General features: G+C 37.3%; 14 protein-coding genes. 2 read left to right on the top strand and 12 right to left on the bottom strand.

Annotation, left to right across the window (positions count from 1 at the left end; all coding sequences use genetic code 11):
* The first annotated feature begins 52 nt into the window (after positions 1 to 52).
* Entirely contained in the window at positions 53 to 1,054 is a 1,002-nt protein-coding gene (locus tag MHB53_RS20460) for a TAXI family TRAP transporter solute-binding subunit (protein WP_340921881.1), read from the top strand.
* Positions 1,055 to 1,127: 73 nt separating this feature from the next.
* Here the strand turns inward: MHB53_RS20460 and MHB53_RS20455 are convergent, their stop codons facing one another.
* The 9 genes from MHB53_RS20455 to MHB53_RS20415 all read right to left on the bottom strand — a co-directional run bounded on the left by MHB53_RS20455 (position 1,128) and on the right by MHB53_RS20415 (position 12,214).
* Positions 1,128 to 1,940, bottom strand: coding sequence for a formate/nitrite transporter family protein (locus tag MHB53_RS20455; protein ID WP_340921879.1), 813 nt, complete (start codon positions 1,938 to 1,940; stop codon positions 1,128 to 1,130).
* Positions 1,937 to 2,425, bottom strand: a complete 489-nt coding sequence (locus MHB53_RS20450; protein ID WP_340921877.1) for a precorrin-2 dehydrogenase/sirohydrochlorin ferrochelatase family protein — start codon at positions 2,423 to 2,425, stop codon at positions 1,937 to 1,939. Before MHB53_RS20450 ends, MHB53_RS20455 begins: the two co-directional genes overlap by 4 nt.
* Positions 2,418 to 3,131: a sirohydrochlorin chelatase gene (locus tag MHB53_RS20445; protein WP_340924888.1), complete on the bottom strand. Its 714-nt coding sequence runs from the start codon at positions 3,129 to 3,131 to the stop codon at positions 2,418 to 2,420. Before MHB53_RS20445 ends, MHB53_RS20450 begins: the two co-directional genes overlap by 8 nt.
* Positions 3,131 to 4,549 (bottom strand): uroporphyrinogen-III C-methyltransferase, encoded by a 1,419-nt coding sequence (gene cobA, locus MHB53_RS20440; RefSeq protein WP_340921875.1) that lies wholly within the window; start codon positions 4,547 to 4,549, stop codon positions 3,131 to 3,133. The genes MHB53_RS20445 and cobA overlap by 1 nt, the downstream gene beginning before the upstream one ends.
* Before the next feature lie 3 nt (positions 4,550 to 4,552).
* Positions 4,553 to 4,870: a nitrite reductase small subunit NirD gene (gene nirD / locus MHB53_RS20435; RefSeq protein ID WP_340921873.1), complete on the bottom strand. Its 318-nt coding sequence runs from the start codon at positions 4,868 to 4,870 to the stop codon at positions 4,553 to 4,555.
* A gap of 11 nt (positions 4,871 to 4,881) precedes the next feature.
* Positions 4,882 to 7,287, bottom strand: a complete 2,406-nt coding sequence (gene nirB / locus MHB53_RS20430; RefSeq protein WP_340921871.1) for a nitrite reductase large subunit NirB — start codon at positions 7,285 to 7,287, stop codon at positions 4,882 to 4,884.
* A gap of 629 nt (positions 7,288 to 7,916) precedes the next feature.
* The gene (locus MHB53_RS20425) at positions 7,917 to 10,937 is read right to left on the bottom strand and encodes a carbohydrate-binding protein (RefSeq protein WP_340924886.1); all 3,021 of its coding nucleotides are present in this window, start codon (positions 10,935 to 10,937) and stop codon (positions 7,917 to 7,919) included.
* A gap of 226 nt (positions 10,938 to 11,163) precedes the next feature.
* Positions 11,164 to 11,853: an LrgB family protein gene (locus MHB53_RS20420; protein ID WP_340921869.1), complete on the bottom strand. Its 690-nt coding sequence runs from the start codon at positions 11,851 to 11,853 to the stop codon at positions 11,164 to 11,166.
* Positions 11,846 to 12,214, bottom strand: coding sequence for a CidA/LrgA family holin-like protein (locus tag MHB53_RS20415; RefSeq protein WP_340921868.1), 369 nt, complete (start codon positions 12,212 to 12,214; stop codon positions 11,846 to 11,848). The genes MHB53_RS20420 and MHB53_RS20415 overlap by 8 nt, the downstream gene beginning before the upstream one ends.
* 357 nt (positions 12,215 to 12,571) lie before the next feature.
* On the opposite strand from MHB53_RS20415, the gene MHB53_RS20410 reads away from it, so the two are divergent.
* Positions 12,572 to 13,018, top strand: coding sequence for a DUF1259 domain-containing protein (locus MHB53_RS20410; protein WP_340921866.1), 447 nt, complete (start codon positions 12,572 to 12,574; stop codon positions 13,016 to 13,018).
* A gap of 52 nt (positions 13,019 to 13,070) precedes the next feature.
* Here the strand turns inward: MHB53_RS20410 and MHB53_RS20405 are convergent, their stop codons facing one another.
* From MHB53_RS20405 to MHB53_RS20395, 3 genes are all read right to left on the bottom strand, one after another.
* Entirely contained in the window at positions 13,071 to 13,814 is a 744-nt protein-coding gene (locus MHB53_RS20405; RefSeq protein ID WP_340921864.1) for a YqjF family protein, read from the bottom strand.
* A 158-nt stretch (positions 13,815 to 13,972) separates the two neighbouring features.
* Positions 13,973 to 15,061, bottom strand: a complete 1,089-nt coding sequence (locus MHB53_RS20400; protein WP_340921861.1) for an FAD-dependent oxidoreductase — start codon at positions 15,059 to 15,061, stop codon at positions 13,973 to 13,975.
* 47 nt (positions 15,062 to 15,108) lie between these two features.
* A complete protein-coding gene (locus MHB53_RS20395; RefSeq protein WP_340921860.1) occupies positions 15,109 to 15,315 on the bottom strand; it encodes an FAD-dependent oxidoreductase in 207 nt (68 codons plus the stop codon).
* Positions 15,316 to 15,317: the final 2 nt, after the last annotated feature.

The raw sequence follows: 15,317 nt of genomic DNA, 5'->3' as shown, positions 1-15,317 counted from the left end.
CCCGCCTTTTAGAAAAATTCAGTTTTATATAAAAAATCGGAGGAAGATAAAATTGTTAAGTAGAAGATGGAAAAGTGTTTTATGTTTGGGTTTATTATCTATGATTCTTATACTAAGTGGCTGTGGAAATAGCAATTCTGAAAATGGACAAGAAAAACAAAAAGCTATAAATTTGAACTTCCCGACTGCAGCTACAACTGGAACCATTTATCCGTTAGGCTCTGCGATGGCAAATTTATGGGGGAAAGAAGTCGATGGCCTACGTGTAAATACACAAGCCTCAAATGGTGGCGTTAATAACTTAAACTTAATGAAAGAAGGAGAAGCGGAAATTTCATTCGCAACTGCCGGTATCATTTGGGAAGCTTATAACGGAGAAAGAGGCTTTAAAGATCGTAAATATGATGATGTCCGCATTATAGCAGGACTTTATTACAATCCAAATCAATTTGTTGTGCGAAAAGGCGCTGATATCAATTCATTGGGAGATTTAAAAGGAAAACGGTTCGCCCCGGGATCTGTTGGAAGCACTCCAGAGGTGGAGTCTAGCATCATCCTTCCAGCTTATGGAATAAGCTATCCAGATGATATTAAAGAAAACTTCGTTGGATTCACAGAGGCAATTGATTTAATGAGAAATAAACAAATCGATGGTGCGTTAATTCAAGCAGGATTACCTACCGCTGCTGTGACTGAAATGATTTCTACTGCAAACAGTCAATTAATTGGTATCGAGCCGGAAATTCGCAAACAACTAATGGATAAGTATCCATGGTATTCTGAAATGACAATACCTACAGGAACTTATGAAAAACAAGAAGAAGATATTGATACACTAGCAATCAAAATGATGCTTATCGCCGACGCATCTGTGGACGATGATACCATTTATGAAATGACAAAAACTTTCTGGGAAAACCTAGACCAATTAGAGTCAACTCACGCCATCGTAAAACAGATGGAATTCGAGAATGCGACCACAGACCTTGCTGGTATACCATTGCATGAAGGTGCTAAGAAATATTACGAGGAAAAAGGCTTAACAATGGAATAAGTAGAAAAGCTCAAGTTATGTCTTGAGCTTTTTTTTATGTTTTATACATTCATAAAATCATACGATGTATTAGTTACGCATCTTTTCTAAGTTCATTGTTCATCACTGGTTGAACTTTTGATTTTTTTTCAGTAATCCCGTAGCAATACGCGGCCCCAATGAAAATGGTTCCGCCAATGATATTACCAATTGAAACCGGAATTAGATTTGCTGCCATGCCAGCTAGCGAAACTGTTTCGGGATGTGGGACCATTAGGGAGATGGATAGCAAAGTCATGTTGGCAACACTATGCTCGAAACCTGATGTGATAAAAGCAAATAAACACCAGAAAATCATAATTAATTTTGCTGTTTCATCCTTGAGCTTTACAGAACACCAGACGGCTAAACATACAAGAATATTACATAAAATCCCGCGAACAAGTAATTCCATAAAAGGCGCATTCATTTTGGCGCTTGCTGTTCCTGTAATGAATTCCGCCGTATCGCCCGTAGCCAACCCCGAATAGAAAAAGAGGACCGCTAAAAGAATCGATCCGGCAAAATTACCAAAATAGCTATAAACCCATATCCTTATCGTTTCATACCATGTCGTCTTTTTCATCATAGTACCAATTGTCATAATCATATTATTACCTGTAAAAAGATCTGCTCCAGCCATGATTACTAAACTCAGCGCTATGCCGAATGAAATTCCCATGACAATTTTTGTACCAACAAAATCAGTAGGAGCTAGTAAACCGCCAATTGTAAAAATAAGAATAATTCCTAAACCTACGAAAATTCCAGCTAACATTGCTAACGTAATATATTTACTTTTACTAGTCTTTAATTGGTTTACCTTTGAAACAGCTGTGTTGGCAAATATATCGATCGTTTCTTTCATCTTTTTTCTCTCCTCCTTTCATAGTCTTCAAGCATTTCCACTATATGATCATCGTATCGTTCTTCCAACTCCTTTTTTATTTTTTTTGCGAGGATTGGGCTTGCCCCCGATGTGGATACAGAGAGGACGAACTTTTCTCTTCTTACAACTGCTGGAGTTATAAAGTTAGAGTTTTCACTATTACTCGTATCGTTTATCCATTGACTTTCTGTAGCACATTGACAAACGTATTCATTCACTGTTTTAATATTAGTCGCTGCTAAGATAAGATGTGCCTCTTTTATATCTTCTGCTTCAAACACCTTTTGTTTCCATTTTATATAAGGTAGCTGCAGAAATTCCTTGTGAATACTAGGACTGATAATCGTAATATCGGCACCTGATTCTTCCAATCCCTTCGCTTTACGCAATGCAATTTGACCACCACCAACAATTACTACTCTTTTCCCCTTCATTTTCATCATTACGGGATACAGATTATCCATCGTATTTCTCCTCGATTCGCTCAATTAAAGTTTGCTTCATTAATTCATCAAATTCTAGATTTTTACAGAGTATAATATTTTGTGAATAAGCGGCAATTGTCCTTTCTATTTTCTTAAGTAATAATCCAGTAAATAATAAATACGGCATTACATAGATTTTTTTATATCTATTCTGGATATCTAAGATGGCCGTGTTCATTTTTGGAGCAAAGGATGTTAGAAATGCCGTATATACCGGCAACCCTATTATTCGTTCAATATTCCGACTAATTTGATAAAGCTTTTCAATCGGCTCTGGATCACTGCTTCCTCTCCCAACTAGTAAAATGGCCGCATTCCTTTCACTTATCTCAGCCTCCACTCGTTTCACCACAAGCTTAATCATATTGTCATGAACACCAAATGGTTCTGTCATCATAAAAGTAACATGAGGATACCTATTTTGGACAGCTTTTAATGCTTCGGGAATATCTTGCTTATGGTGGATTGCTGCAAATAATAGAACGGGAACAACTAGAATTCGCTTAGCCCCAGCTGTAATAAGCTTCGTTAGCGTCTCAGAAATCGTTGGAGTTGTTAATTCTAAGAAAGCTACTTCCTGTATCTTATAAGGAAATTCCTTCATGACTGATTCTACAAATCTAATAAACTGGGCATTCCCTTCCGCACGCCGGCTACCATGACCGATATAAACAACGGCATCCATCATTGACCTCGCCTCCATTCATTACAATCTAATTCACTTTGAATGTCTTCATCGATTGTTGAAAAACCAAACCTATTAGCATACTCCTTTACTGTTTCTCCGATATATGCAAATTTGATGTTTTGCATATGCTCGATATTCAGGTTAACCAGTTCATTTACATATGAATCAACTGTAGCTTTATTTGGAAATATAACAGTAGCCCATTCATCCTCCCTCAATATTCGCTCGTTGATCTCATTAAAACGCTGATCAACAAGTATTTCATGAGAAAAATATAAATCTACATTTAGGCCAATTACTTTATAACCCGTTGGAGCAATTATTACCATCGATTCGTCACTGTCTTTTAGTTTGTCAGCGATGATTCCTCTTTTGGCTAGTACTGTCTTTGTTTTGTCTGAACGACACGCTATGTTTCTAGGCAGATCCCGAATATCATAGCCCGCTTCCATTAATTGCTCAAGCAGAATTCCTACACTATCAGGAGTAGCAAAAACGAGCCGTTCACTCTTCATTATCATTGCTAATTCATTCTCTGTAAAATTCCTCTCTTTCTTTTGTAAAATCGGGAATGAATAAGCCTCTGCCCCTTGTGCTGAAAAATAACTTTCTAATCCATACTCACCTGCAGTTGATTTTGCAATGATTACTCGCTTTCCATTGAGTCTTTTCTTTTCAAACCAAGCAAGTGAATCTCTTAATGAAACAACATCGCCAACAATCATCATTGCAGGATTTTCAATATTTTCTTCGTTGACAATATCGGCGATTGTCTCTAGTGTGCCTTCTACCACTTTTTGTTTACCTAATGTAGCCCATTGAATAATTGCTACTTTTGTATCGACCGCTTTACCTTGTTCTATCAACCTCTTACAATTGATCAGCAGGTTTTTAATCCCCATATAATAGGCAATCGTATCTCCCATTTGCTGTCCCGTGGAAATCACTCTTTCATTATTCGCACAATAGTGTCCTGTTCTAAGCGTAAAACTATTGCTATAATCACGGTGGGTAACAGGAATACCCGCATAGGTCGCAGCTGCAATACTTGAGGTAATCCCAGGAACGATTTCGTATAATATACCATGCTTTCCCAGTTCCTCTGCCTCTTCACCAACTCTGCCAAATACTGATGGGTCACCACCTTTTAAGCGAACCACATATTGCCCCTGTTGTGCTAGTTGAACGAGCATTTCATTGATCTTTTCTTGTCTCATTATATGATTTTTCGGTAATTTCCCACAGTACACAAATTCACATGTAGCCTTTGCAGATCGTAATAATCTCGGATTAACGAGGCGGTCGTATAAAAGAACGTCCGCCTTTTCTATGCATTGCATACCTTTTTGCGTTATTAACCCAATATCTCCTGGTCCAGCTCCGACAAATGAAACAAAGCCTTTTTTATTTTTCATTCTCTACACCTCAATATATACGAAGCCATCATGGATTTCTGTTTTGTACGTCTCCACAATGCCATCATCTGGTTTTTGTACCTCTCCAGTAATCAGTGAAACCTTCCAATTCTTCAATGGACAAAAAACATATTCTCCTGAAACGATCCCTTCTGCTAGTGGTCCATTTGTATGTGGACACGTACTTCCGATTGCCCGTATAGCTCCATTTTCCAAGTGAAAAAGGGCAATGGACTTTCCATTTACATGCACTTCTTTTCCGATTTGTTTCGGTAAATGATCCAGTTCAGCTATTTTTACTTTCTGTTTCTCTGTTTCCATTGAACATCCCCCTATTTTTTTATAATTTCAAACATATCTTTTTTCTGCTTATTATGAAGCGCGTTACTCCAAGCTTCTTCATACGTATTTTTTGCTTTGTCAAAGCTTGCCGCTAATTCACCGCTCATTTTTTCATTTAGTAATACTTCTTTTATATTTTCTGCACCTATACGTTCCATCCAAGGGGCTGTTCTCTCGTTATAAATCCCTGTCTCACGATAATATTGTGTATAAGCTTTTGCCATAGCATTTACTTCTTCTTCCGTCTTCACGGTAATGAAAGAATCACATTCGCGAACTTCCGTCCCACCATTACCGCCCAAATATAACTGATAGCCATGTTCTACACATACGACCCCAAAGTCCTTTGTCAAAGCTTCAGAACAATTCCGTGGACAGCCTGAGACCCCCATTTTCATTTTATGTGGTGTATCAACCATTTCAATTGCTTTCTCTAACTTAATCCCTAATCCTAAAGCATCTTGGGTTCCGAAGCGGCAAAATCGTGATCCAACACATGATTTTACATTTCGTAATGATTTAGAATAGGCATATCCAGAGCGCATTCCAAGATCTTCCCATACTTGCGGGACATCTTCCTTCTTCACCCCATAAAGCCCAACCCGGCTCGCACCTGTAATCTTCACTAACGGTACATTATATTTTTTGGCAACCTCGCCGAGACGAATTAGCTCTTCACCTGTTGTCGTTCCACCATACATCCGAGGGATGACGGAGAATGTCCCATCTTTTTGAATATTCCCTTCCATCCGTTCATTGACAAATCTTGATGCTTTATCATCTCCATACTCTTCTGGTCGCAGCATTCTCATATAGTAATTGAGTGCTGGACGACAAGTTGGACAACCTTCCTCATTTATAAATCCAAGTACATTGCGCACTTCTTTTGGCGTTTGCAATCCTTTGGCTTTTATTTCTGAAACTACTTCATCACGTGTGAATGTTGTACAAACACACATACCTGTTTTCTCTGCTGCAGCATCAAAGCTATCACCCAATGTATGAGCAAGAATACTCTCAACAACACCGCGACATTTTCCGCAAGACGCTCCTGCTTTTGTGCATGTCTTTACTTCTTCATACGTATTTAATTCCTGTTCTAATATCGCTTGAACAATGGTACCTTTCGTTACACCATTACATCCGCACACTGTTTCCTCAGCGCTCATCTCTGCAATCATTTCTCCGACTGCATCTTCACCTGCTTTTTGGAGAACCGCAGCACTCGTGAATGCACTAATATCTGTTCCTTTTTTTAGCATGGAAAACAATCGAGTACCATCTGATGAATCTCCGTAAAGAACAACGCCGACAACATTGTTATCTTTAACAAGCACCTTTTTATAAAGCCCTGCAAATTGATCTTGCACAATGATTGCCTGTGTATCGTCATCTTCATGAATTTGTCCACCTGAGAACAAGTCACATCCGGCTACTTTTAATTGGGTGGACAAAATGCTTCCTTGGTAACCATTTGTTTTTGTTTCGGTAATGTGGTCTGCGAGCGCGATGCCTTGCTCATAAAGCGGCGCAACCAATCCATAAGTAATTCCATTATGATCAGAACATTCGCCAACGGCATAAATAGAAGGGATTGATGTTTGCATAAAATCGTTCACGATGATGCCTCGATTGATATTCAATCCTGCATCCTTTGCTAAATCAATATTCGGTCGGATCCCTACAGCCATTACAACAAGATCACATTCAATAGACGTTCCATCTGAGAATGTAATTCCCTCTACTCGTCCATCTCCGTATATTTCCGTCGTTTGTTTTTCCATTAAAAACTTCATTCCTTGTGCTTCTAAATCCTTTTTCAACATTTTTGCCGCGGTAGCATCCAATTGTTGCTCCATTAAACTCGGTAGGAGATGCACGACCTGAACATCCATTCCTCGATCGATTAATCCTCTTGCGGCTTCAAGGCCGAGTAGACCACCACCAATCACGACTGCTTTTTTATACTGTTTCGCCGTTTCGATCATGTACTCCGTATCCTGAATTGTCCGGAAACCAATAACTCCTTCAAGTTGATGTCCTTGTATTGGTAGAATAAATGCACTTGAGCCTGTAGCGATGATAAGTTCATCATAGACAATGCTTCTCCTTTTATCCGTTTTAATCTCCTTTTTTTCAGCCACAATCTCAATGACCTTTTCATCTGTATACAGTGTAATTTGATTATTTTCGTACCAATCCCATTCATTCATATTGATATCGTTCATCTCATTTTTTCCTTGTAAAACATTGGAGAGCATAATCCTGTTATAGTTCGGATGTGGTTCATCACCAATAATAGTAATCTCAAACGCTTCTCGATCCCTTTTCAATATCTCTTCCATACAACGAACTCCAGCCATGCCATTTCCGATCATTACTAGCTTCTTTTTCATATTTTGTTCCTCCACCATCTTCATGTGAATATTTTCACAAGTTATTTTAAAAATTTACTATGTGAGGTGTACAAATAAAGTATCGCTATTCCCTTGTGAACATTTTCACAAGTAATTGCAAAAAAAGATTTAGCTTGTTACAAATATATTCTATACTCATAGTATACCTGATTTTTTTCACTATGTTCTATGCAACTATTACAAATTATTGAACAAATAAATACTTAGACATATTACTCATCATTCAACCAACTTGAATAGAAATAATTTCTTCTATTTTTTGAGGTCCAAATTAATAATTGTATTTTTATGGGTTTCTTACACTGTATTTAATACTCTCTTATTACTATCAAATTGGATTGTTATCTTTAATAAAGAATCATTCCGTACTTTAGTTGCTTTCATTTCTGATATATTCATTTTCAGCCCTCTTTCACTTAGTTTGGAAAACGCATTCATTTATATTTTAAATAAATTGTAATATTAAAGACTTACGTTTATTATATATCTCTTTTTTCCGAATCATAGTCCAAAGTAACAGATTAAGTTCCTCCATCCTACAATTAGCCAAAAAAGAAGCCTAGCAGACCTATGGTGATTGGTCTGCTAGGCTTCGCTTTAATCAGTTCCTATTTCTTCCCATTTGATTTTACTGTGATTTTGTACAACTTTGATTGTGCCCCCGTTAAATTAACTGTTAATTGTTCAGTCACTTGTGTAGACTCATTTGTCCATAGATCCAGTATCTCTAGTTTGGAATCATCCGGAATATCAGCCCGATTAAAATCAACTGTTTTAGTTATATCGTCATTAGTAAAATTAAATACAGCCAAGTAATAATCCTTTTTATCCTGAAGTACAAATATATTGGAAGCACCCACACCCGTATTGCCTTCGATTGGCCTAAACGCTTTACCTTTAAGCGCAACTTCATTTACTTTCTTATTAGTTAACAATGTCCTCATATATTCTTGAGCTACTGGGTCGTTCACATCATCGGAATTCATGTATACCGTACCTGAAATGACGGCAGAATTAACTCTTGTCTGGGCTGCCTCTAAGGAACCTCCTTTAGAAAGCGTCATGTAATCAGGATCAGTATATGGGTAAATCGTTCCATTTTGCCACCATCCGTAGGTCAAATTGTTCAATTGATACTCTGTTTGACCAAGTGTACCGTCGATGTCACAAGAAATACGTCTAGAATGGGCATACTGACTTGGGAATAGCGGAGCAATGGATATACTGATAAACATTCTATCATCAAGCACTTTGTTAATGTAAGCCATTCCTTGGTTATATGCTTGAATCCCCGTCTGAACATTCGAATCATAGTGCTTCCCTTCTAATGACCCATGACTTAAAAAGTCTATTTTAATATACTCAAAACCATAATCAAGAAAACGCTTGAAATAATAATCAATACGTTGCTTCGCTCCGGGATGCGTTGGGTCAACTGCATATGCGCCATCCACTGTCGGTAGCGGATTTCCTTCAAAATCCCGTAAAATAATATCGCCGTATGAATATTTTCCATTGGTTCCTTCGACAGATTGATCCATATCGTTGCCCCAATAAACGAACGGCCCGTAATAAATTCCGGGTTTTTGTTTATTTTTGCGAATGACTGAAACGGCATCCTTAAGCTCTTTCTCTGATAAGTTATCCCAATAGGAATCCATATTGATATAGATATCACCTTTATTTTCGAAAGTGCTTTTCTTAAACTCTTTCGCGAAAAAATTGGACACATCTACAACTTTTTCGTAACTCAAACGGCTATCGTAAGCCCCCCAGCTATTCCATCCCACTGGAACACCTTTAGGTACACCCCGTTTAAATTTAAGTGGTGGTGCAACTGCTGCGTTTGCATTTCCGTATTCTTCCAAACCTTCACGATAATCCTCATAGAAGCCTACAAAAATTTGTGGAGATGTAAACTTTTTTCCCGTAAGTTTCCCATGAGGAAGTGTATCATGTGTTGATGTAGGAGAAGTAAATCCTCCATATACCTTTAATTTATTCAGGCGATCATTAGAGCCACTCCAATAAATACCTGTTTTCCATGTATCATGCGTAACTGAGCCGATCACTAGGCCGTTTCTATTTGCATTGTCATAAATTGCTGTCATTTCTGAACTAACATAGTTATTATTATTCAAGCTTGTGTTAATTGTTCGAGATTGGTATCTGGACCACATATCATTATCAAAGGGAGTAACAAGTACTCTATTATCCTCATGACTATTAATATCGATTCCACCTATTGAATTGAGAACCATAGGTGCCATCTCGCTTATGTTCAGCTCCTCTTCACTTTCAACCTGTTGGCTAGTCAGAAAATAAGGTTGCTGATCATACAATTGGTATATTTGCTTTATGGTAGGAAGACCCTTTTTCAGATTCACTATCGTTATTCGAATTCCTTTGCCTTGTCCATCTTTAATCCGTTCTACATTACTTATCTTGAAGACATGTTCATCGTAACTTCTACTATCTAACTCTTTGTCAAGTTTTACACTACTATACACACCTTCGGCAATTGTCTTTCCTTTCCAATCGTAAGCTGCAAGGCCAGAGTCAGTATTATAGGTAATTTTGTACTCACTATTGGAAATTGTCGCGCCATTTTCATGCTCCACAATCTTGATAGTACCAAATTTGGAGGAATCTACTTCTGGACCAATATTGCCAATCTCATCGACATTTCCCGTGTCTTCATCCGGATCTTCCAATCCAATAATTTCAATTTTATCAATATCAGGCGACCATCCACCGTTGTCATCGAATTTAATCGTGTTGCTCCCTTCCTGTAAATGTACCTCAAAATCAAAAACACCGATTGTATTCCAGTTAGCCGTTTGAGGTGGTGAATATTTTTCTGCCTCATCTTCATTCACATGTACGGTTATTGGTCGTGAATCGCCTGAAATATAGGATAGCTTTAAGGTATAGACACCTGTCAACGGTACGATTACATTGTTAAATTGCAGTGTCGATCCACCCCATATATCCCCTATCTTCTTTCCTCCGGAACAATTGCTTTCTACTTTGCATATACTAATTTTCGCGTTACCATTTACAACATTTGTCAAATTTTCTGCTTCGTATACTTGTGAGAACTTTTCCTCTTGTTCGCCTGTATCAGAATTTAGTAGACGTAAATCTATCTTATCAATATCTGGGGAGTACCCACCCTCATCATCAATCCTAATTGTATTCTCACCTTCCTTCAATTGAATTTGGATTTCAAACGTGCCTACTGTATTCCAATCTACCGTTTTCGGAAGATCATAGTGCTCACTTTCTCCACTATTTACAGTAACTGCCAAGGATCTAGGATCACCCGAAATATAATGCACAGTCATTATATAAACACCATCCACCCCTACATACACATCATTAAACTGTAAGGCTGACCCGCCCCATAAGTCACCTACCAATTGATTTCCTGAACACACAACTGAAGTATCACAATCTTTAATTTTTGACTTACCACTCAACTGATTACTTGGCGCCTCCGCCTCAATCGAATAATCATCATCCAAATTAGCTACCTTACCTTCAGCTCCTGTCAATGAAGCGTTCATAGAAGTATGGAATAAGAGAAACATAATTAAGGTTATAAAAAAAACTCGGCCATTTTTCATCTTTAGCAAATGTAATCCCTCCTTCTTTTTTTAAACCGCTTACATTATTAGTTTAAAGGTAGATCACCTCTGAAAATATGCAAGTAGTTTACGATTCATACCTCAAAATAACTGACTTTTATTGGCTATAAGCGGTTGTTCAAAAAGTCCGATAAAAATGACACTGTGAATTTTTATCGGACTTTTTGAACGCGCACTATAAAGAATAACTAATTGATTCATATTTTCACATAAAAAAAATAACAAGAAGTGGAGTAATAATCGAAACGATGATTGCGCTAAGAACCATTGCAACGGTACTTACAGCTCCTGCTTTTACGTCACTCTCCATTGCTTTTGCTGTTCCGATGGCATGTGATGCGCTTCCCATCCCTACACCTTTTGCTAAATAATGATTAACATGGACCCATTTTAATAAAGACGGACCCATCACCGCTCCGCCAATTCCCGCAATCATCACTAAGACAGCTGCTAAAGCTGGGGAACCACCTACAGTGTGGGCGATATCCATCGCTACTGGGGAGGTTACAGATTTAGGCAAAAGTGAACTAATAATAAGTGGATCTAATGCTAACCACTTTCCCATAATGAATCCACTTGCCACACCAATAATTGAACCAAAAGAGACTCCTATAATAATAGGAATAGCGTTTTTCTTTAAAGTAAACCTTTGTTGATAAAGAGGAAAAGCAAGTGCTACTACAGCAGGTCCTAGTAAATGGTCAATCCATTGGCCCCCAATAAAGTAAGTCTCATACGCTATATTAAACACTAATAGTCCAATAACAATTATTATTGTTGAAATTAATATCGGTATTGTCAAAGGATGGGGATATTTATTATTTAGCCATTTCGAAGCAAAGAATACAATAATGGTAACAAAAATAGAGAGTAGCCCAATTAATATGTCATTCATTTTCATATACCTTTTCTTTCAACAACAATTGACTAATTATTCCGCTACCAACCATGACTATCGCAGTACTGATCAATACAATAATAATAATAAAAAACCCTTTCCCTATAAATATATTAAAAAAAGTGATGATACCTACTGTGATTGGTAGAAATAATAATGGTAAGTATTTAATTAATAAAAGTGCTCCGCTTTCTACCCATTTCGCATTTACAATTCCTGTTAATAATAACAAGAATAAAAGGAGCATTCCAATGATGCTTCCAGGAATAATAAGTTGAAATATCTCTTGAATCCATACACCTACTTGATACATGACGAATAATAAAATAATCTGAATCGTGATTTTTACAATACCCAATATTGGCTTCTCCTTATATAATAGCTTCATAGACCTTTTATATTATATACCAAAAAAGGCATGATGATGATAAGTAAAGTTAATCTGAACTTTATAACAGGCAATGAATAGTTAATTGTAAAATGGAAGATATATTTGTTCCTTCCAACATATTAAATGGGAAAGTAGACCAAGATTGCTTTTGGTTTTATTTGCAGTTAACTATGGAACTTTCATTAACATGGTTGAATATCTTGATTAGCATAATGATTGGGGGACTCAGGATGAATATGTATAACTGTTTTTTGCAAGATCAACAACCTATTTCTAAACCTTGCCTAAACCCTTATTGCTATCATCCAAATTGTACATGTGGAGATGATTGTAGATGTACACCCTGATAACCAATGTGATATTCCAGTAAATAATGATCCATCGCTTTGTGAACAATTTGCTAGGATCCTAAAAGGAACTAGCAAGATTGAAAAAGGGGTTTGTTCTGTTTCTATGCATCGAAATATTAACGTAATTATTCAAGGGCGCCCGAGCACAACAGTTATACCAGTAGGTGTTTTATATGAATCATTGGACCACAATGGCAATTCGTTAAACTTAGCAGAAATCGCTATCCTACAGGAAGAAATACCGGCATTTATGCAGGCCGTTACTCAGCAAGGGATCATTGTAAGTGCCTTGCATAATCATTGGTTATATATGAAGCCAATGATCATGTATATCCACCTTCAATCGATCGAGCCACCTTTAAACTTTGCTCATAAAATAGCATATGCTTTTTCTTTTTTAAGTAGTGCTCCGCTAAAATGAATCCTTAACAAGAAAAACAGAACATCCTGTTCTTCTTATGGTATACTCCCAATTACGTTAGCTTATTTAACGGCCAAATAAAAACCTTTTTTTGAGCAGTGAAATGTACAAGAGGACTACTTTCAAAAAAACTATGCGGTAAAAAAGAAGCAATGGTATTAGTGTGCACCATTGCTTCCGCTGAACAGACCCGCCACCGATCATGATGAATATCACCACGATACAAATGGTTACCACGAGCAGTAAAGAAACAATAGCGTTCAAATAACCAATATTCAAGACTGTTCTGTGGTGGTAAATATGCTTTAGAAGTAGAACTGTAAGTGAGATTAAGAACTTTTTTTGAACCCGAAGGATTTTGGCTTTCACTTTGAAAGTAAATCTTGTTATCAGTAATTTTCATATTCATTTGGGCAAGCCGATATGGCAGGAATGCCACTATTCTGCCTCCTATAACAGCGGGCCACTTATTAGCGTCAAGTCTAAAAAAGTAAATGCCCGGTTTCCCTTGATAAGTGACGTACGTACGCACATTCAACTCTATATATGAGCGAAGATAGGGGATCTCAGGCACCCCACGCAATTTCATATGGTTCACATAAAATGGGATTACCCCTAACCAGGCACTCCCTTGATAAAGATCCATCTTGAGTGATGGTGGGACGTGCTTTCTAATAATATCTAAGGGTATAGGCCAGTGGCTAAATAATAGATTTTCCCACATTTGTGTCATCACCCATGGTTTACTTGGCAAAGGAAATGGGCGTTGAACTGTTTCTGAAAAAGCTTTATGCAAAAAAGTGTTCCTCCTTCATGAACCCGATTGCCCTTCTTATCCCCAAATTTGTCTCTTTTTATACAATATCGACATCTTGAAACCATAGTTAACTATGGAAAACAGGAAATAATATAGGTAAATAAAAACCTGATATTAACTCTCCAAAAGTTTGTTAACTATTCCATTTGAGAAAACAAATCGTTAAGTGATTCATTCATCGAAGGATGTGTGAAAATATTATCGCGTAAAAATGTGTATGGCAATTTTGCTTCCATTACGATTCGTACTGTATTGATCATTTCACTTGATTCAGCGCAATATAATGTGCAACCTAAAATCTCATTTGTGCTGGGATCTATAAGTGCCTTTAAAAGTCCATCTGTTTGTTTTACAATACGGGCACGTGGAATCGTGGCCGCTGGTAATGTTACCACTTTGTAATTAACACCTTTTTCCTTCGCCATTTTTTCATTTAATCCTACATGCGATAAAATAGGGTCAATAAATACCGAATATGGTACATTGCTACGCTTTTTCTTCGTATATTTCCCATCCTCGAAAAGTCCGTCTTTAATAATCCGGAAATCATCTAAAGAAATATAGGTAAACTGTGGACCGCCATTCACATCACCTAATGCCCAAATGTGATCGACTGTGGTCTTTAACAAATCATTAACAACAATTGCACCCTTATCATCTATTTCTACAGATGTATTTTCGTGTCCTAGTCCATCTGTGTTTGGTTTTCTTCCTGTAGCAAGTAGCACTGCTGCTCCATATGCTTCTACACGATTATTCTCGCTCGTTTGATAGGAGACAATCACACCTCCATCATGATTTTCTACTGATTCTACTTTGCTACCTACTTCTATTTTAATATTCTTCGCCTCGAGTACTTTTTTTACTTCTTCTGCTATATCGCGATCTTCCCTCGGTAAAAACTCTGAAGATCGATCAATTATTGTTACCTCTGAGCCGAAGTTTGCATATATCGAAGCAAACTCTAGCCCAATATAGCCGCCACCAATGATAATTAGCTTTTCTGGAAGCTTGTCCAATGCCTGTAGTGTCGTTGAATGATAAACAAAATCCGTATGCTCCAACCCTTTAATTGATGGAATGATTGGCGAGGAACCAGTATTAATAAAAAAACGATCTGCTGATATCTCAAACTGTTCATTGTCTGTTTTTACTTGAACCTTGCTTTCATCTATAAAGCTTGCTTCTGCTGTATAAATCGTAACCTTTTCTAGATCATCTAGCATATGAAAATTCTTGTCGCGTAAAAGTGAAGTTAAGTCATCTTTTTCTTCTATTGCATGTTTATAGAATATTTACGTTGATTGGATTGATAAACGAGCGATTTTGTTGGGATACAAGCAATGTTAATACATGTTCCACCATACATTTCGGCTGATTTTTCAATCATTGCAACGCTTTTTCCTTTCTTAGCAAGCATTGACGCTAGCGTTTTACCAGCTTTACCAAACCCAATTATTACTGCATCAAAATGTTTCATTT

It is taken from the genome of Bacillus sp. FSL K6-3431, from assembly GCF_038002605.1.
Taxonomy (GTDB): domain Bacteria; phylum Bacillota; class Bacilli; order Bacillales; family Bacillaceae_C; genus Lederbergia.
This window is presented reverse-complemented; position numbering and strand designations above follow the sequence as displayed.